This window comes from Kluyvera ascorbata, from assembly GCF_023195735.1.
GTDB lineage: Bacteria > Pseudomonadota > Gammaproteobacteria > Enterobacterales > Enterobacteriaceae > Kluyvera > Kluyvera ascorbata.
Window position 1 is genome coordinate 670,208 of sequence record NZ_CP096201.1, and the last position, 17,179, is coordinate 687,386.

Here is a 17,179-nt window from a genome sequence, read left to right on the forward strand (position 1 = left end):
TTATTCAACGAAAATGTGGGGATAGAAGCGTGACAGATCCTGCGTGATCAGCGCTCTGTCCTCACGAATGCCAATCCCGGCCGGTTCGTCGTTAATCAGCCAACTGCCAATCAACATATAGCTATCGCCAAACTTCGGCAGCGGATGGAACTGTTGCACAATCATTCCTTCTTCGCCGTAAGGCCCTTCCACCTGCTCGATGGTTTTGCCGTTCTCAACGATCGAAATGTTGGCGCCTTCGCGGGAGAAGATCGGCTTCACCACGAATTTGTCCATCTCCGGATGATTGTCTTCGGCAAAGTAGGCCGGCAGCAGGTTCGGGTGATCCGGGAACATTTCCCACAGCAGCGGCAGCAGCGCTTTGTTAGAGATAATGCTCTTCCAGGCCGGTTCCAGCCAGCGCACGCCAGCGTCTTCGAGCTTGGTGGAGAACATCTCGCGCAGCATATATTCCCACGGGTAGAGCTTGAACAGGTTACTGATAACCTGATCCTGAAGATCGGTAAACTGGCCTTTCTCGCCCAGACCGATCTCATCAATATAGAGGAACTCGGTCGCCACGCCCGCTTCAGCGGCGCAGTCTTGCAGGTATTGCACGGTACCGCGATCTTCTACGGTGTCCTGACAGCAGGTCAGGTGCAGTAGCTGGAAACCGTGCTGTTCGCGCAGCACGTTGAAGCGCTCGATGATCTTTTCCTGCAGGCTGTTGAACTGATCGCTGCCTTCTGGCAGGTTGCCTGCGTTGATCTGATCTTCAAGCCAGATCCACTGGAAGAACGCGGCTTCGTACAGTGAGGTTGGGGTATCGGCGTTATTTTCCAGCAGCTTCGGTTCACCGGTGCCATCCCACGCGAGATCGAGGCGCGAGTAGAGCGACGGCTGCTGTGTTTGCCATGATTGGCGCACGAAAGTCCAGGTGTGCTTCGGAATGCGGAACTTCGCCATCAGCTCATCGCTGGCGATGACGCGCTCAACCACTTTCAGGCACAGCTGATGCAGTTCGGCTGTGACTTCTTCCAGTTTTTCAACCTGCGCCAGCGTCAGCTTGTAGTAGGCTTCTTCGCTCCAGTACGGCTCGCCGTACATGGTGTGAAAGTTGAAGCCGTACTCCGTCGCCTTTTCACGCCAGTCCGGGCGTTCAGTAATGCTGATTCTTTCCATGTTAATTAGCCGCCCATTGAACGGGTGGTGGTGCCTGATGCGCTACGCTGCATGGTGGACTGCTTGGCAACGGACTCACCGAAGCCGCCACGGGTCACGGTGCTGGTGGTCGCCGGTTTTGGCGCCATAGCGGTTTTCGGTACGTTCATCGAACGGCCCGGCTGCGCTGCACCGTAGTTTTTACCGCTGGCATCGGTGTATTTACCGTAGGCCGGGCTGGATGGATTCTTCGAGGTGAAGACCGGCTGCTGCTGGTAGCCACCCATGCCACCGCTCATCATACGACCCATCATGTAGCCCGCCATCAGCGGCATCCAGAAGCTGCCGCTGCTTTGAGCCTGCGCCTGGTTTTCACCGCTGGCTGGTGCCATGCCTGCCTGTGCAGGTGCCTGCTGACATTGGCCTTCGCCAAATTCAGCGACGCAGTCTTCACGGCTGGCGTATTTCGGCGCGGTACGTTCGGCTTCTTTCAGGGCGTTATCGAAGGTGGTTTTACACTCGGCGCTTTTGCCCGGATTCGCCGCAGAGCAGTCGTCCGCGTTTTGATACAGCGTGACGGTTTCGTCAGTTTTTTCACAGCCCGCCAGCATGAATACCGCGGTAACGGCTAATGCGACCGGAGTGAGGTGACGCGCGCCCCAGCTTTTACGAAAGGCGGCGTGTTGAATATTGTTCGTCCGTTTCATTGTGTTCTTCCTGGACCCAGTAGAGTGGTATTGCAATAACGCTCAGGATAGTGGATGAGTGGTTGAAAATGAAGCGAAGAAGGGCGTAAAGCGGCGGATCTTTACGTTGCCTTACGTTAGCGCAAGAGAATAAAAAAAGGGCCCGCATAAAGCGGACCCTTTTCGGTACGGCGTGAAGCCTTAGCGCAGACGCGCTTTGCTGGTCGCCGGAGAGGTGTAGCCATCCGCCGAGGCGTCCTGCTGCGGGTTCTGCGGCGCAACGCTGTCGGTAGACGTGGCAACGTTTTTACCCAGCGTATTGTTCAGCGCAAGCAGATCCTGCTCGTTGAGCGTACCCAGCGCATTTTTGATATTCAGCTGGTTGATCAGGTAGTTATAACGCGCGCTGGAGAGCTGTTGCTTAGCGTTATACAGCGTGGTGGTCGCATCCAACACGTCAACGATAGTACGCGTACCCACGGAGTAACCCGCTTCCATCGCGTCTAAAGAGCTCTGTGCAGAGACAACGGCTTGTTTATAGGCGTTGATGCTGCTGATAGAGGCGTTGATGTTGTTGAAGGAGGAACGCACGGTCTGTACGACGGAGCGGTGCGCGCTTTCCAGCTGCTCGCTCGCGCCGACGAAGTTGTACTGTGCCTGTTTCACCTGCGAGTTAACCATCCCGCCCTGGTACAGCGGCAGGGAGAAGCTCAGGCCAATTTTGTTCTGGCCAGCATCGTTGTCGTTGTACTGTGAACTGTTGGTTTTAGAACCGCTGTAAGAGGTGTTGGACACCCCGGTAGAGGCGGTTAAATCCAGCGTCGGCAGGTGGCCGTCCTGCGCCTGGCGAATTTGTTCACGCGCCAGATCCTGGTTCAGACGAGCCTGAAGCAGCGAAAGGTTGCGGTTTTCCGCTTCTTTCAGCAGCGAGTTAACGCCCTGCGGCTTGTCGGTTTTAAAGCTGTCGACGTTCAGAGAAGCCAGCTCTGGGTAGTAGTTACCGGTGACCTGACGCAGCGCTTCAACGGCGTTGTCGAGGTTGTTACGCGCGGTTACTTCGTTCGCCAGTACGGTATCGTACTGTGAACGGGCGTTCTGCACGTCGGTAATCGCCACGAGGCCAACGTTAAAGCGCTGAGTGGTTTGATCCAACTGGCGGTAAATCGCCTGTTTCTGCGCTTCGGTGTAGGAGAGCGAGTCAATCGCGCTCAGCACGTTAAAGTACGCGGTGGCGGTATTCAGGATCAACGTCTGCTGATCGGTCTGGTAGGTGACGTCCTGAATGCCTGCTGCTTTTTCCTGCAGGGTCAGAGCGCGCCATTTAGACATATCGAACAGCGACTGCGTTAACTGCAGTGAACCGCTGGTCACGTTGGAGTTCACGCCGTTGCTGTCGCGGAAGCCATTGGTATAGGTATAATCGGCACCCAAACCCAACTGCGGTAACAGCGGGCTACGCGCTTCGTTGATCTTTTCGAATGCAGCATCGCGGTCTGCTGCTGATTTACGGAGATCTGGGTTACTGGTACGTGCCTGCTGATAGACCTGTAACAGGTTCTCTGCCTGGCTCATTGTACTGAAACCCGTAAGGCTCAGACCAATAAGGATGGGGAGCAATTTCTTCATTTGCATGTGCATTCCTTGTTGTGAAGCTTAGCGCTGATCTAATTCACAGAAAAAATATTCGCCGATTGTACCAGAGTCTGCCACGTTAAAAAGTTGTCGTAATGTGCCATCTGGCGTTAATTTGCACCAATCTACCACAGAGAGTGTGGAACCTAAGATAAACGGACTTTAAATCCACGATTTCACCACAATTACAGCATAGGCAAGGCCATGACAAAATCATGTAACCCGGTGGTTACCCTCTCGAAAAACGATGTAGAAATTATTGCACGAGAAACAGTATATCGCGGTTTTTTTTCAATAGATGTGTACCGTTTTCGCCATCGTTTATTTAACGGTGAGATGAGCGGCGAAGTTCGACGCGAAATTTTTGAGCGCGGTCACGCTGCAGTCTTGCTACCCTTTGACCCAGTGCGTGATGAAGTAGTGCTGATTGAGCAAGTTCGCATTGCGGCTTACGACACCAGTGAGACACCCTATTTGCTGGAAATGGTTGCCGGCATGATTGAAGAGGGCGAGAGCGTAGAAGACGTGGCTCGCCGCGAATCAAAAGAAGAAGCTGGTCTTGAACTCGGTCGGGTTAAAGAGTGTCTGAGTTATCTGGCAAGCCCTGGCGGCACCAGCGAGCGCCTGACCATTATGGTCGGTGAAGTGGATGCAACAACGGCCAAAGGTATTCATGGCCTGGCGGATGAACACGAAGATATCCGGGTTCATGTGGTAAGCCGGGAGTACGCTTATCAATGTGTTGAAGAGGGAAAAATTGACAACGCAGCGTCTGTCATCGCTTTGCAATGGCTACAGCTGCATTATCAGGACTTACGAAAAGAGTGGATCAAATGAAGCGTTATACACCTGACTTCCCTGAAATGATGCGCCTGTGCGAAACCAACTTCGCACAATTACGTCGATTACTGCCGCGCGTTGATGAAGCCGGCGAAATGGTGAACTATCAGGTGGCCAATGCGCAATATCGGTTAACGATAACGGAATCAACTCGCTACACTACGTTGGTCACAATTGAACAGACGTACCCGGCGGTGAGCTACTGGAGCCTGCCATCGATGAGCGTACGGCTGTATCACGATGCGATGGTGGCTGAAGTGTGTTCAAGTCAGCAGATCTTTCGCTTCAAAGCGCGATATGATTATCCAAATAAAAAGTTGCATCAACGCGACGAAAAGCATCAAATTAATCAGTTTTTAGCTGATTGGCTAAGATACTGTTTAGCACATGGAGCGATGGCGATTCCGGTTTGTACATAGCACCTTTCAGGTTGTCTCTGAGGCGCTGCCAGCGATGACGCAGCATGAAAGGATGATGTGTATGTTTGCATCGTGAAACCTAAGGACACCATTTGGAAAGCCTTTTAAACCTTCCTCTGGCTGGTGGGGCCAGTGTCAGGGTACTGCAAATTACTGATACTCACCTGTTTGCTAAGAAAGATGAAACGCTGTTAGGCGTGAACACCTGGGAAAGCTATCACGCTGTTTTGCAGGCGATTCATGCCTCGGCGCGCGACGCAGACCTGGTGGTTGCGACGGGCGATTTAGCACAGGATCACTCATCCGCGGCCTATCAGCACTTTGCTGATGGCATCGCGAGCTTTTCTGCGCCCTGCGTTTGGTTGCCGGGTAATCATGACTTCCAGCCATCCATGTACAGCACGCTTCAGGACGCGGGGATCTCCCCGGCCAAGCGCGTAATGGTAGGCGAGCACTGGCAGATCCTACTACTGGATAGTCAGGTCTTTGGTGTGCCTCACGGCGAACTAAGCGATTTCCAACTCGAGTGGCTCGAGAAACGACTCGCTGAAGCACCGGAACGACACACGCTGCTATTGCTGCACCACCATCCGCTGCCGGCGGGTTGCAGCTGGCTCGATCAGCACAGCCTGCGTAACGCCGCTTCGCTGGATAACGTGCTGATACGCTATCCGCGCGTGAAAAACCTGCTTTGTGGACACATCCATCAGGAGCTCGACGTTGACTGGAATGGCCGTCGTATCATGGCGACGCCATCGACCTGCGTGCAGTTTAAGCCGCACTGCGCCAACTTCACGCTGGATACCGTTTCCCCTGGATGGCGCTGGCTGGAGCTGCATGCCGATGGTTCATTAACCACCGAAGTTTGCCGTCTTGCCGGGTGCGAATTCCATCCTGATACCGCATCTGAAGGCTATTGATGGCGACGCTTCTTTATCTGCACGGATTCAACAGTTCTCCATGGTCTGCCAAGGCTACTGCGCTTAAGCAGTGGCTGGCGGAGCACTATCCCGACGTGAACATGGTTATTCCCCAGCTACCGGCTTACCCGGCGGAAGCTGCGGAGATGCTTGAAGCGTTGGTGCTGGAATATGGCGGGGAGCCGCTGGGCATTGTGGGGTCATCACTGGGCGGTTATTACGCCACCTGGCTGTCCCAATGCTACATGCTGCCAGCCGTGGTCGTGAACCCGGCGATACGCCCGTTCGAGCTGCTGGTGAATTTCCTCGGGCCGAACGAGAATCCCTACACCGGGCAGCAATATGTGCTAGAGTCACGCCATATTTACGATCTCAAAGTCATGCAAATTGACCCACTGGAGGCGCCGGATCTTATCTGGTTGCTTCAGCAGACCGGCGACGAAGTGCTTGATTACCGCCAGGCCGTGGACTATTTCGCCTCCTGCCGACAAACGGTAGAGGAGGGCGGTAATCACGCATTTACCGGCTTTGAAGATCACTTCACACAGATTATCGATTTCCTGGGGTTGCATTAAGCAACGCCAACTACCTACGAATAGATCATGACGCAATCTTCTTATAACGCTGATGCCATTGAGGTACTCACCGGGCTTGAGCCGGTTCGCCGCCGCCCGGGGATGTACACAGATACCACACGTCCTAACCACCTTGGTCAGGAAGTGATTGATAACAGTGTGGATGAAGCGCTTGCCGGGCACGCAAAGCGTGTTGAGGTTATTCTTCATGCCGATCAATCACTGGAAGTGATTGACGACGGCCGCGGTATGCCCGTCGATATCCACCCGGAAGAGGGCGTGCCCGCCGTTGAGCTGATCCTCTGCCGTCTGCACGCGGGCGGTAAGTTCTCCAACAAAAACTACCAGTTCTCCGGCGGCCTGCACGGCGTGGGGATCTCGGTGGTTAACGCCCTGTCAAAGCGCGTTGAGGTGAACGTACGCCGCGATGGTCAGATCTACACCATTGCCTTTGAAAACGGCGACAAGGTTGAAGACCTGCACGTGACCGGCACCTGCGGCAAACGCAATACCGGGACCAGCGTCCACTTCTGGCCGGACGAAAGCTTCTTCGACAGCCCGCGTTTTTCCGTTTCCCGCTTAAGCCACCTGCTGAAAGCGAAAGCGGTACTCTGCCCTGGCGTTGAAATCGTCTTTAAAGACAAAGTAAACGACACCGAACAGACCTGGTGCTATGCCGACGGTCTGAACGACTATCTCTGCGAAGCCGTGAATGGCCTGCCGCTGCTGCCGGAAAAACCGTTTGTTGGTAACTTCTCCGGCGATACTGAAGCGGTAGACTGGGCGTTGCTGTGGCTGCCGGAAGGCGGCGAACTGCTGACCGAAAGCTACGTCAACCTGATCCCGACCATGCAGGGCGGGACGCACGTTAACGGTCTGCGTCAGGGCCTGCTCGACGCAATGCGCGAGTTCTGCGAATACCGCAACATTCTGCCGCGCGGCGTGAAGCTGTCGGCGGAAGATATCTGGGACCGCTGCGCCTACGTGCTGTCGGTGAAAATGCAGGATCCACAGTTCGCTGGGCAGACGAAAGAGCGTCTCTCTTCCCGTCAGTGCGCGGCGTTTGTCTCCGGCGTGGTGAAAGATGCCTTCAGCCTGTGGCTGAACCAGAACGTCCAGGCCGCTGAACTGCTGGCCGAAATGGCTATCTCTAGCGCCCAGCGTCGTCTGCGCGCGGCGAAAAAAGTGGTGCGTAAAAAGCTCACCAGCGGCCCGGCGCTGCCGGGTAAACTGGCCGATTGTACCGCGCAGGATCTCGCTCGCACCGAACTGTTCCTCGTCGAAGGTGACTCCGCAGGCGGTTCTGCCAAACAGGCGCGCGATCGTGAATATCAGGCGATCATGCCGCTCAAAGGTAAGATCCTCAACACCTGGGAAGTCTCTTCTGATGAAGTGCTGGCCTCGCAGGAGGTGCACGATATTTCCGTGGCGATCGGTATCGATCCGGACAGTTCGGATCTCAGCCAGCTGCGCTACGGCAAGATCTGTATCCTCGCGGATGCGGACTCCGATGGTCTGCACATCGCGACGCTGCTGTGCGCGCTGTTTGTGAAGCACTTCCGTGCGCTGGTGAAAGAAGGTCACGTCTACGTGGCGCTGCCGCCGCTGTACCGTATCGATCTGGGCAAAGAGGTGTATTACGCCCTGACCGAAGAGGAAAAAGCGGGCGTGCTGGAGCAGCTTAAGCGCAAGAAAGGCAAGCCGAACGTACAGCGCTTTAAAGGTCTGGGTGAAATGAACCCGATGCAGCTGCGCGAAACCACGCTTGATCCGAATACCCGCCGTCTGGTACAGCTGTACATTACTGATGAAGATGAGCAGCAGACCGATGCCACCATGGACATGCTGCTGGCCAAGAAGCGTTCGGAAGACCGTCGTAACTGGCTGCAGGAAAAAGGCGACATGGCGGAGCTGGAAGCCTGATAAATTGCCGGGTGGCGCTTCGCTTACCCGGCCTACAATAAAAAAGGAGACGCTTGCGTCTCCTTTTTTATTGCCTGAACCACCCCTTAATTAATCGATTCAATTCTAATTTCTACGCTATTTGAAATGCCATTTTAAAATTTGGTATGACAGGTCACAGTTTAGTTGTATGACTTCTACCATATTCTTTCGCTGGATATAAAACATACTTCTGAACATGGACGTCAATCTGTGCTGGCTATTGATTTGCATGGTGAATTTTATCTTTAATCAAAAGAGAATCGTCTATGTTAAGAACAAAACTAGCAGTAAGCGTTTTATCTTTCTCGTTACTGATGGGGTCTGCGGCGGCGATGGCAAAAACGGTGTTCATCGCCTCGGATGTACACCCGGCTGATTATCCGACTACGGCGGCGGTGATTCACATGGGTGAAAAACTCAGCCAACAAACCGATGGGCGGCTGTCCATCCGTATGTTCCCAAGTGGTCAGATGGGTGACGAGAGCACTACGCTCGAGAAAACCCGTGCGGGCGCTATCGATATTCTGCGCGTTTCCATGGCCCCGGTCGGTGGCATCCTTCCTCAGGTGAGCGTCTTCAACATGCCGTTTGTGTTCCGCGATACCGATCATCAGCACAAAGTGCTGGATGGCGATATTGGCAACACGCTGGCCAAAGAGATCTCCGACAGCAACCTTGGCCTGGTCTTCCTTGGCTGGATGGACGCGGGCTCGCGCAGCCTGATCACCAAAAAGCCGATCACCAGCCTCGACGATCTGAAAGGGGTGAAGATCCGTCTGCAAAACAACCCAATCGGCCTCGATACCTTTAAAGCGCTGGGCGCGAACCCGATCGTCCTGCCGGTCGGCGATGTCTTTGCCAGCCTGCAAACCGGGGTGATTGACGCTGCGGAAAACAACGAACCGACCTTTGATACCGAAAACTACGTGGTGGCCGGGACCAAATATTTCGATCTCACCGAACACTTTATGATCCCGGAAGTCCTTGCTTTCTCGAAGCGTAAATGGAGCAAACTCTCGGCGGACGATCAGGCACTGATCATGAAGCTGGCAAAAGAAGCCCAGGCGGAAGAGCGTGTGCTGTGGGCGGAGTACGTGGAGAAATCCAAACAGCGTCTGCAAAGCCAGGGCGTCAAATTCCTTCCGGTAGACAAAAAGCCATTTGTTGATGCCACTGCACCGGTTCGCGAGAAATACGGCAAGCAGTTCAGCGACTTAATGCAGCAAATTCAGGACACCAAATAATCCACTTAGCGGCGGGCCAGCGTGGGTTGGTCTGCCCGTTTTAATCTGGGGATAACAATGAAAAATTACTATGTCCTGGCGATGGATGCTGTATATCGGCTCTGTATCTGGCTGTCAGGGATCAGCCTGTTATTTATGACGTTTATTTATCTGGTGGGGATCTATGCCCGCTTCCGTCCTGACTTTCCCGAGTGGATGAGCTTTCTGCCACACGCATCAACCAGTTGGCCGGAGCCTTTATCTCAGATCTGTATGATCACTTTCTCCTTCGTGGGGGCCGCGGCGGCCTATCGGGCCGGGAGTCATATCGCGATCACCATGCTGGTCGATCATATCAACCCATTGATGAAAAAAGGGCTGGCGGTGTTTGTCGATCTGGCGATGCTCGCGACCTGTCTGTTTATCATCCGCTGGGGGATCATCGGTTGTATGGATGCCTGGGAAGATGTGGTGCCGTCTTTGCCGTTTTTAACCTCCGGGATAACCCATCTGCCAATTCCGCTGGGCTCGTTCTTTACGCTGCTGTTCGTGGTTGAAAAACTGCTGTGCGGCCCGCAAACGCATCGTGAGCTGGTGCAGTTTGGCTCGCCGAAAGTCGGCCACTAAGGAGCGAGAATAATGGACTTAACGCTGATTATTTTTGTCGTCACCTTCGTGACGTTAATGGCGATTGGTATGCCGGTTGCCTACGCCGTTGGCTTGACCGCGGTTGTGGTCACTGCCTTCGCTGATTTCTCCCTCGACGGGCTTATCATCACCATTTTCCACAGTACCGATAACGTTAACCTGCTGACGATTCCGTTCTTCGTTTTTGCCGGGGCGATAATGGCGGAAGGCGGTATGGCGCGGCGGCTGGTGGACTTTGCCGGCTTATTTGTGGGCTGGATACGCGGTGGCTTGTCGCTGGTGAATATTCTCGCTTCGACGCTGTTTGGCGCCATCTCCGGGTCATCGGTGGCGGATACCGCCTCGATCGGATCGGTATTGATCCCGGAAATGGAGCGTAAAGGTTACCCGCGCTCATTCGGCGCGGTGCTGACCGCCAGCGCCTCGGTGCAGGCGATCCTCGTGCCGCCGAGTCATAACTCGGTGCTGTTTGCTATCGTGGCGAACACCGCGGCGGTGACCATTCCGGCGATGTTCCTTGCCGGGATCATCCCGACGCTGGTGCTGTGCGTGACGCTTATCGTCATGTGTCTGATTGCCGCACGTAAAAATAACTACCCGAAAGAAGAACGCGTCGAACTGAAGCGCAAGATAAAGATAGCCTCGGATGCCATCTGGGGGCTGGTGACTATTGTGATCATCTCCGGCGGCATTCTCTCCGGTTTCTTTACGCCAACGGAGTCTGGCGCTATTGCGTGTATCTGGGCCATGTTCGTGACCTTCTTTGTTTATCGCGAATATAAGCTTAAGGATTTCCCGAAGCTGATTCACCGCACTATCAAAACCGTCACTATGGTGATGGTGCTGATTGCCTTCGCCGCCGCTTTTGGCTCGGTGATGACGCTGGTGGGGCTGCCGCAGGAGATTTCCGCCGCGCTGCAGTCACTGTCGGACAATAAGTACGTCATCCTGTTGATTATCAACATTATGTTACTGCTGTTAGGCTGTCTGATGGATATGGCGCCGTTAATTCTGATCCTGACGCCGATTCTGCTGCCGGTGGTGGTCGCGCTGGGAATCGACCCGGTGCACTTCGGCATCATCATGATGATGAACCTAGGGATTGGCCTCATCACGCCGCCGGTTGGCTCTGTGCTGTTTGTGGCGAGCGCCGTGAGCGGGCAGAAAATTGAAACGGTAGTGAAGGCGATGATCCCGTTCTACTGCGTACTGTTCCTGGTGCTGGTTGCCATCACCTATATTCCGATGATTTCTCTGTGGCTGCCGGGACGTTTCCACTAGGCCCGGGCGACGTGATTTTTTCGATACTGTAAGGGGGTCTCACCGATCCCCTTTTTAAATGAGCTAATAAAGTAGGTCACCTCAGAAAAGCCCACTTGACCCGCAATCTCACTTACCGGCAGCGCGCTGTGCAGCAGCAGCTCGCAGGCTCGCCGCAGCCGGATGGTGTTGAGATAATCGTGAATATTCTCGCCCGTCTCAGCGTGAAAGCGGCGCGACAGATAGCTACGTGATTTCCCCAACTCCTGCGCCAGCGCATCGAGGCTGAACTTCTGTCGATAGTTTTCCTCAATCCAGAACATGACGGAACTGGCGATACCGCGCGCGGATTCCGGCATTTTTTCTTGCGCAGGCGGCAGCATATTGAACAGCGTCATCAGCATGCAGGTGATTTGTTCGGTGCTGAGCCCGGAGGCGTGGGACATAGAGGCATACAGGCTGAACAGGTGATCAATGTGCGCGTGCTGGTCGGCCAAATCCGCCACGAATGCCGGGCGGCCGCGAGCCGAAAGCGCCTGTAGGCGGCGATGATTCTCCGGAAAGTGGCGCAGCAGCGTTGCGATGGCGTGCTGATCGACATGGATAATCGTCCGCCGGTAACTATCCTGCGCTTTCTCATCGACCATGATTTTATGCAGCGTGAACGGCGGGAAGAAAAAGAGCCTGCCGGGGCGCATGGTGTACTGGCGATTATCGACGATCACCACGCCAAACCCTTCTTCGACATAGAGAATTTCCAGACACTGATGCCAGTGCTGATAGCGTACGGTATTGGCAAAAAGGCGACTAAACGACGCCACCGCGTCATTTAGCGTGATCAGCTCCAGATGTTCGGCGTTCCAGGACGAAGTCATGTGCAATAAATTTAAATTTTTGCCGGGTTAATCTTACTACTAAACCACTGTTTTAAATTTTATCAAGCGGCGGTTCATTGAATAGTATCAGTTGTGACCGGGTTAACATTTCTACGCTACCCCGATTCTCTATGCTTTAGCCACTTTCGAGGATGGTTAAATTAGGGGTCAGGACAGTGGCGGAAATATCAAAAATATTGTCATCACGACAGGACGTAGCGGATACGCTAACGGCGATGCTGAGCGCTCTCGATAAACAGTTTCCCGCCAACGTTGCACAGTTCTCGCTGGGGAAAACCTGCGCGCACTACAGCACGGATATCGCGGAAATGGAGGGCTTATCGAGAGCGCTTTGGGGCCTGTTCCCGCTGCTGGCGGGGGGCGAAACGCTGCCGTTTAGCGATAAGTACCTCACGGCGATTAAATTAGGTACCGACCCGCAAAGCCCGTCCTACTGGGGCGAAACCGGGCCGTACGACCAGCGTCTGGTTGAGATGGCGGCCTACGGACTCGGTCTGGCGCTGTTGCAGGACAAGCTGACCCGCCACTTTAGCGCCACCGAGCTTGAAAACCTGCACCGTTGGTTGAACCAAATCACCGATGCCCAGATGCCGGACAGCAACTGGAACTACTTCGCGATTATCGTGCAGTTGGGCTTTAAACGTGCCGGACTGCCGTATGACCAGGCCGCTATCGACCGCCGCTTTACGATGATGGAAGCCTACTATCTGGGCGGTGGCTGGTACTCCGATGGTCCGGGGCGTCCGAAGGATTACTACATCTCGATGGCGTTCCACTTTTACGGCCTGATTTATGCCACGCTGAACGCGGAGGATGACCCAGCGCGCGCCGCGACGCTGCGTGAACGCGCCTGCCTGTTTGCCAAAGATTTTATCTATCTTTCCGCTGCCGACGGAGCATCTGTACCGTTTGGCCGCAGCCTGACCTACCGCTTTGCGATGGTCGCTTTCTGGAGCGGCGTGGCCTTCGCCGGGCTCGACGTGTTCCCACCGGGCGTGGTGAAAGGCATTATCTTGCGTCACCTGCGCTGGTGGCTTGAACAGCCGATTTTTGACCGCGATGGCATCCTGACGCTGGGCTTTGCCTACCCGAATCTGGCGATGTGCGAGGACTACAACTCGCCGGGCTCGCCGTACTGGGCGCTGAAGGTATTCCTGATCATGGCGCTGCCGGAAACCCACGCTTTCTGGCAGGCGAAAGAGCTGCCGCTGCCGAGTCTGGCACCGGTGCATGCGATTGTACCCGCCCAGCAAATTTTGCAGCACAGCGACAACTCGCAGCATGTGGTGATGCTCACTTCCGGTCAGCTCGAGCTGAACAACTACGTCAACACCGAGGCCAAGTACACCAAATTTGCCTACTCCACGCGCTTTGGCTTCACCATCGAGCGGGGACGTTACGGCATTAAGCACGCGGCCTGTGACTCGATGCTGCTGCTGTCGGATAACGACAACTACTGGCGCGGTCGCCGCGAATGCGAGAGCGTTGAGATGCTGGATGGCGCGATTTACTCACGCTGGCTGCCGTGGCACGACGTGCAGGTGGATACCTGGCTTATCCCATGCGGCGATTGGCACGTTCGCGTTCACCGCGTGAATACGGCGCGTCGCCTACAGACGGTAGAAGGGGGGTTTGCGGTGATGAAAGCCGAGGCGGAGCTAACCGTGCATCAGAGCCTGGTGAACGCGGCCAACGGCGTGAGTGCGGTGGTGGATCTCTCGCCTCAACCCGTTCGCGTTGCCGATAGCGTCATTACCCCGCCGAACAGCAGCGTGATGTTTGCTGAATGCGCGGCGATCCCAACGTTAACGGGTGAGATAGCACCCGGTGAACACTGGCTATGCTGCGCCGTGGTGGCAAGCGGTAACCACAATATGCTGTTGCCAGCATTGCCAACGCTGCATATTGAAAATAATACGCTGAACGTGACGGATAAAGTCAGTGGAAAAATAACAACGCTGAATTTTTAAATACCCGGATAAAACAATAAACCGGAATACCTCCTGACAAACTCTGTATCACCATGATGCAGAGTTTGTACCCCTACATCGTCTTGTCGAGGACCGTATGGAAAAACTATCGTCAACAAACAGGCTGGAATACTACAAAATAAGTTCATTTATCTTTTTATATTTCTTTACCTGGTCTGCCAGTATTGGTTTATTTGCCATCTGGCTTGGACAAAAAGCAGAACTCAGCGGTGCGGTAATTGGTACCGTGTTTGCCGTAAACGGCATATTCTCCGTTATTCTTAAACCGATTTACGGCTACATCCTCGATAAAATAGGGATGAGTAAATATCTGCTCTATTTTGTGGTGGTAATGTCCGCCCTGATGGCGCCATTCTTTATTTATGTCTACCAGCCGCTCTTGCTCTCCTACACCACCGTGGGGATTATTGTTGGTGCTATTTATCTGAGCTTCGCGTGGTATGCCGGCGTGGCGGCCTGTGAATCCTATGCCGATCGCTACAGCCGTCTGAATAGCATGGAGTTTGGCCAGATTCGTATGTGGGGCTCGCTCGGCTGGGCGGTGGCGTCATCGTTCTCCGGCCTGCTGTTTAATATCTCCCCGGCCTACAACTTTATTCTCGGCAGCGTGGCATCGCTGGTCATGTTGGCGGTGTTAATCAGCCTGAAAGTGGATACTGAAACCAGCAACGCCAGCGCGGTTATCTCTAAGGATAAGATTGTCCTGAAAGACGTGTTCGACCTGCTGAAAAGCGGCAAGTTCTGGGCTTTCTGCCTGTATGTGGCAGGCGTAGCGTGGATGATGTTTGTAGCTGAGCAGCAGTTCTCACGCTACTTTGTCACCTTCTTTAGCGATGTGCACGAAGGCAACACTATCTTCGGTCTACTGGGAACCGTGCAGTCCGGCACCGAGTTCGTGATGTACATCTTTATGCCGATGTTCGTTAACTATATTGGCGCAAAACGCGGCCTGATCATTGTAGGGGCGCTCGTTGGTGCTCGCCTGGTGATTTCCGGCCTGTGCGACTCACATCTGTTGATTTCGGTTATTAAACCGCTGTACGGCCTGGAAATTTGTCTGCTGCTGGTATCGGTCTTTAAATATATTGCCGAGCATTTCGATAAACGCGTCAATGCCACCATGTATTTATTGGGTTATCAGGCCATGTTGTATATTGGCAACGTGGTGGTCTCTTCCCCAGCAGGTTTATTATACGACCGCATCGGATTTGAAAAGACTTATATTATTATGGGCGGAATTGCGCTGTTCTTTACGCTGGTGTCCGCATTCACTTTATCCGCCTGTAAACGTCAGAATCATCGCCAGCCTGCACTTGATGTCGCTGAAAATGGTATTTCTAAATAAGCCTTACTGAATGAAGGAACCGAATATGTTAAACCCTATCGTTGAGGAAACCCTGCGCGAATTTCCGGGTGCACCCGTTAATCTTCAGACGTTTAACGATGAGCTGTGCTCGGCGCGTAGCCACGTCCTTAAGCTGATTAGCCGTCATTTAACGGATTTCGGTGATAAATTCCCGGGTGAAGCCTGCGTGGACGGCTATTATCCGCTCACCGAAAATGTCGAGTGGACGACCAGCTTCTGGACCGGGCAGCTGTGGCTGGCCTGGGAGATGACCGGTGAAGAGAAATACCGGGCGTTGGCGGAAAAACACGTGCGCTCGTTTGGCCTGCGTATTGCGGGCCGCTGCGACACCAACACGCATGACCTGGGCTTCCTGTACACGCTTTCCTGCGTGTCAGCGTGGCGCTTGACCGGCAATCGCGATGCGCGCGGCTTCTCTTTGCAGGCAGCGGAAGCGCTGCTGGAGCGCTTCCATCGTAAAGCGGAAATTATCCAGGCCTGGGGCGTACTGACTGACCCGGAGCAGGCGGGGCGCATGATTATCGACTGCACCATGAACCTGCCGCTGCTCTACTGGGCCACTGAACAAACCGGCGATCCAAGATTCGCCGATGCCGCACGCGCCCACGTGCGCCAGTCGGCGAAGTATCTGGTGCGTGAAGATGCCTCGACTTACCACACCTACTATATGGACGTGCAGACCGGCGCGCCGCGCTTTGGCAAAACTCAGCAGGGCTATGCGGATGATTCCTGCTGGTCGCGCGGTCAGGCGTGGGGCATTTACGGTTTCATGCTGAGCTTCCTCTATACCGGCGATAAAGAACTGATTAGCCTGTCGAAAAAGCTGGCGAACTACTTCCTCAATCGCCTGCCGGAAGACCACGTATGCCACTGGGATCTGGCGTTGGTGGGCACCGACGCGCTGCGGGATTCATCCTCGGCGGCGATTGCGGTGTGCGGCTTGCTGGAGCTGGTGAAGCATCTGCCGACCACCGATCCGGATCGCGAGCGCTATCAGCAGTGGGCGATGGGCATTATGTCGTCGCTGTCGAAACATTATCTGATGGGCGTGGACGAGCCGGGTACCGGCGTGCTGAAACACTCGGTGTATCACTTCGCTAGCGATAAAGGTGTGGATGAGTGCTGTAGCTGGGGGGATTATTTCTATGTGGAAGCGCTGGTGCGCATGACGCAGAGTTGGAAGCTCTACTGGTAGATAAAACAGGCCTACGGAACGGTAGGCCTGATAAGCGCAGCGCCATCAGGCGTGGTGCTGCGCGAATGCCGGATGGCGACGTTCCGTCTTATCCGGCCTACTACGACACTCGGAGGATTAAACGCCCGCTTCCAGAATACGAATCGTCGTATCCAACACGTCGCCTTTCACTGCTTCGCTCCAGGCTTTCATGTGCGGCGTCTGCAGGTGCGCTTCAAGGTGCGCTACGCTTTCCCACACTTCAACCATCACGATGGAATCTGGTGCTGTGGTCTGGAAGCTCACGCCTGCGGCGTGGTCCACCATCGGCGCGTAGCCGTGGCAGCCGTCTTCTTTCAGTACGGTTGGGATAATTTTGGTGAACTGTTCCAGTACCGCCTGACGATGATGTTGGCCCGGACGAGTACGGATTTCAGCAATAACTGTCAACATGATTAACTCCTT

At 54.4% G+C, this 17,179-nt stretch carries 16 protein-coding genes; 11 read left to right on the forward strand and 5 right to left on the reverse strand.

The features are described 5' to 3' along the window. From MY052_RS03205 to tolC, 3 genes are all read right to left on the reverse strand, one after another. Positions 1-1,161, reverse strand: a complete 1,161-nt coding sequence (locus tag MY052_RS03205) for a glutathionylspermidine synthase family protein (protein WP_035893708.1) — start codon at positions 1,159-1,161, stop codon at positions 1-3. A gap of 5 nt (positions 1,162-1,166) precedes the next feature. After that, complete coding sequence (locus MY052_RS03210; RefSeq protein ID WP_035893710.1) at positions 1,167-1,847, reverse strand: DUF1190 family protein; 681 nt, start codon at positions 1,845-1,847, stop codon at positions 1,167-1,169. A gap of 180 nt (positions 1,848-2,027) precedes the next feature. Then, positions 2,028-3,452 carry an outer membrane channel protein TolC gene (gene tolC / locus MY052_RS03215; protein ID WP_035893723.1) on the reverse strand — a complete coding sequence of 475 codons (1,425 nt, stop codon included), beginning with the start codon at positions 3,450-3,452 and terminating at the stop codon, positions 2,028-2,030. 210 nt (positions 3,453-3,662) lie between these two features. Between tolC and nudF the strand changes: the two genes are divergently transcribed. The 8 genes from nudF (at position 3,663) to MY052_RS03255 (ending at position 11,308) form a co-directional block, all read left to right on the forward strand. Beyond that, the gene (gene nudF, locus MY052_RS03220) at positions 3,663-4,295 is read left to right on the forward strand and encodes an ADP-ribose diphosphatase (protein ID WP_035893711.1); all 633 of its coding nucleotides are present in this window, start codon (positions 3,663-3,665) and stop codon (positions 4,293-4,295) included. Further along, the gene (locus MY052_RS03225; protein WP_035893712.1) at positions 4,292-4,717 is read left to right on the forward strand and encodes a DUF1249 family protein; all 426 of its coding nucleotides are present in this window, start codon (positions 4,292-4,294) and stop codon (positions 4,715-4,717) included. The genes nudF and MY052_RS03225 overlap by 4 nt, the downstream gene beginning before the upstream one ends. Positions 4,718-4,809: 92 nt before the next feature. Continuing rightward, on the forward strand, positions 4,810-5,637 hold the full coding sequence (gene cpdA, locus MY052_RS03230; RefSeq protein WP_248538195.1) for a 3',5'-cyclic-AMP phosphodiesterase: 828 nt from the start codon (positions 4,810-4,812) through the stop codon (positions 5,635-5,637). Beyond that, the gene (gene yqiA, locus MY052_RS03235) at positions 5,637-6,212 is read left to right on the forward strand and encodes an esterase YqiA (protein ID WP_035893716.1); all 576 of its coding nucleotides are present in this window, start codon (positions 5,637-5,639) and stop codon (positions 6,210-6,212) included. Before cpdA ends, yqiA begins: the two co-directional genes overlap by 1 nt. A gap of 27 nt (positions 6,213-6,239) precedes the next feature. Next, the gene (parE, locus tag MY052_RS03240; RefSeq protein ID WP_035893717.1) at positions 6,240-8,135 is read left to right on the forward strand and encodes a DNA topoisomerase IV subunit B; all 1,896 of its coding nucleotides are present in this window, start codon (positions 6,240-6,242) and stop codon (positions 8,133-8,135) included. A gap of 287 nt (positions 8,136-8,422) precedes the next feature. Beyond that, on the forward strand, positions 8,423-9,400 hold the full coding sequence (locus tag MY052_RS03245; protein WP_202217165.1) for a TRAP transporter substrate-binding protein: 978 nt from the start codon (positions 8,423-8,425) through the stop codon (positions 9,398-9,400). 57 nt (positions 9,401-9,457) lie between these two features. Then, entirely contained in the window at positions 9,458-10,006 is a 549-nt protein-coding gene (locus MY052_RS03250) for a TRAP transporter small permease (RefSeq protein ID WP_248538196.1), read from the forward strand. Between the two features lie 12 nt (positions 10,007-10,018). Beyond that, positions 10,019-11,308, forward strand: a complete 1,290-nt coding sequence (locus MY052_RS03255; protein WP_248538197.1) for a TRAP transporter large permease — start codon at positions 10,019-10,021, stop codon at positions 11,306-11,308. Here MY052_RS03255 and MY052_RS03260 read toward each other — a convergent pair. Then, the gene (locus MY052_RS03260) at positions 11,305-12,162 is read right to left on the reverse strand and encodes an AraC family transcriptional regulator (RefSeq protein ID WP_035896935.1); all 858 of its coding nucleotides are present in this window, start codon (positions 12,160-12,162) and stop codon (positions 11,305-11,307) included. The two genes, MY052_RS03255 and MY052_RS03260, sit on opposite strands and share 4 nt — an antisense overlap. A 152-nt stretch (positions 12,163-12,314) precedes the next feature. Between MY052_RS03260 and MY052_RS03265 the strand changes: the two genes are divergently transcribed. The 3 genes from MY052_RS03265 to MY052_RS03275 all read left to right on the forward strand — a co-directional run bounded on the left by MY052_RS03265 (position 12,315) and on the right by MY052_RS03275 (position 16,735). Then, positions 12,315-14,153 carry a DUF2264 domain-containing protein gene (locus MY052_RS03265; RefSeq protein WP_248538198.1) on the forward strand — a complete coding sequence of 613 codons (1,839 nt, stop codon included), beginning with the start codon at positions 12,315-12,317 and terminating at the stop codon, positions 14,151-14,153. 97 nt (positions 14,154-14,250) lie between these two features. Next, positions 14,251-15,519 carry an oligosaccharide MFS transporter gene (locus MY052_RS03270; protein ID WP_123652364.1) on the forward strand — a complete coding sequence of 423 codons (1,269 nt, stop codon included), beginning with the start codon at positions 14,251-14,253 and terminating at the stop codon, positions 15,517-15,519. A 25-nt stretch (positions 15,520-15,544) separates the two neighbouring features. After that, positions 15,545-16,735, forward strand: a complete 1,191-nt coding sequence (locus MY052_RS03275; protein ID WP_248538199.1) for a glycoside hydrolase family 88 protein — start codon at positions 15,545-15,547, stop codon at positions 16,733-16,735. 117 nt (positions 16,736-16,852) lie between these two features. Here MY052_RS03275 and MY052_RS03280 read toward each other — a convergent pair whose 3' ends face one another. Beyond that, on the reverse strand, positions 16,853-17,167 hold the full coding sequence (locus tag MY052_RS03280) for a putative quinol monooxygenase (protein WP_035896943.1): 315 nt from the start codon (positions 17,165-17,167) through the stop codon (positions 16,853-16,855). Positions 17,168-17,179: the final 12 nt, after the last annotated feature.

Excerpts from the sequence above, each read along its gene's own strand:
- MY052_RS03280 (WP_035896943.1), bottom strand. The coding sequence starts at position 17,167 with ATGTTGACAGTTATTGCTGAAATCCGTACTCGTCCGGGCCAACATCAT.
- MY052_RS03275 (WP_248538199.1), top strand. The coding sequence starts at position 15,545 with ATGTTAAACCCTATCGTTGAGGAAACCCTGCGCGAATTTCCGGGTGCA.
- nudF (WP_035893711.1), top strand. The coding sequence starts at position 3,663 with ATGACAAAATCATGTAACCCGGTGGTTACCCTCTCGAAAAACGATGTA.
- MY052_RS03205 (WP_035893708.1), bottom strand. The coding sequence starts at position 1,161 with ATGGAAAGAATCAGCATTACTGAACGCCCGGACTGGCGTGAAAAGGCG.
- MY052_RS03270 (WP_123652364.1), top strand. The coding sequence starts at position 14,251 with ATGGAAAAACTATCGTCAACAAACAGGCTGGAATACTACAAAATAAGT.
- MY052_RS03210 (WP_035893710.1), bottom strand. The coding sequence starts at position 1,847 with ATGAAACGGACGAACAATATTCAACACGCCGCCTTTCGTAAAAGCTGG.
- MY052_RS03245 (WP_202217165.1), top strand. The coding sequence starts at position 8,423 with ATGTTAAGAACAAAACTAGCAGTAAGCGTTTTATCTTTCTCGTTACTG.
- MY052_RS03265 (WP_248538198.1), top strand. The coding sequence starts at position 12,315 with ATGGTTAAATTAGGGGTCAGGACAGTGGCGGAAATATCAAAAATATTG.
- MY052_RS03225 (WP_035893712.1), top strand. The coding sequence starts at position 4,292 with ATGAAGCGTTATACACCTGACTTCCCTGAAATGATGCGCCTGTGCGAA.
- yqiA (WP_035893716.1), top strand. The coding sequence starts at position 5,637 with ATGGCGACGCTTCTTTATCTGCACGGATTCAACAGTTCTCCATGGTCT.
- parE (WP_035893717.1), top strand. The coding sequence starts at position 6,240 with ATGACGCAATCTTCTTATAACGCTGATGCCATTGAGGTACTCACCGGG.
- MY052_RS03260 (WP_035896935.1), bottom strand. The coding sequence starts at position 12,162 with ATGACTTCGTCCTGGAACGCCGAACATCTGGAGCTGATCACGCTAAAT.
- tolC (WP_035893723.1), bottom strand. The coding sequence starts at position 3,452 with ATGAAGAAATTGCTCCCCATCCTTATTGGTCTGAGCCTTACGGGTTTC.
- MY052_RS03255 (WP_248538197.1), top strand. The coding sequence starts at position 10,019 with ATGGACTTAACGCTGATTATTTTTGTCGTCACCTTCGTGACGTTAATG.
- MY052_RS03250 (WP_248538196.1), top strand. The coding sequence starts at position 9,458 with ATGAAAAATTACTATGTCCTGGCGATGGATGCTGTATATCGGCTCTGT.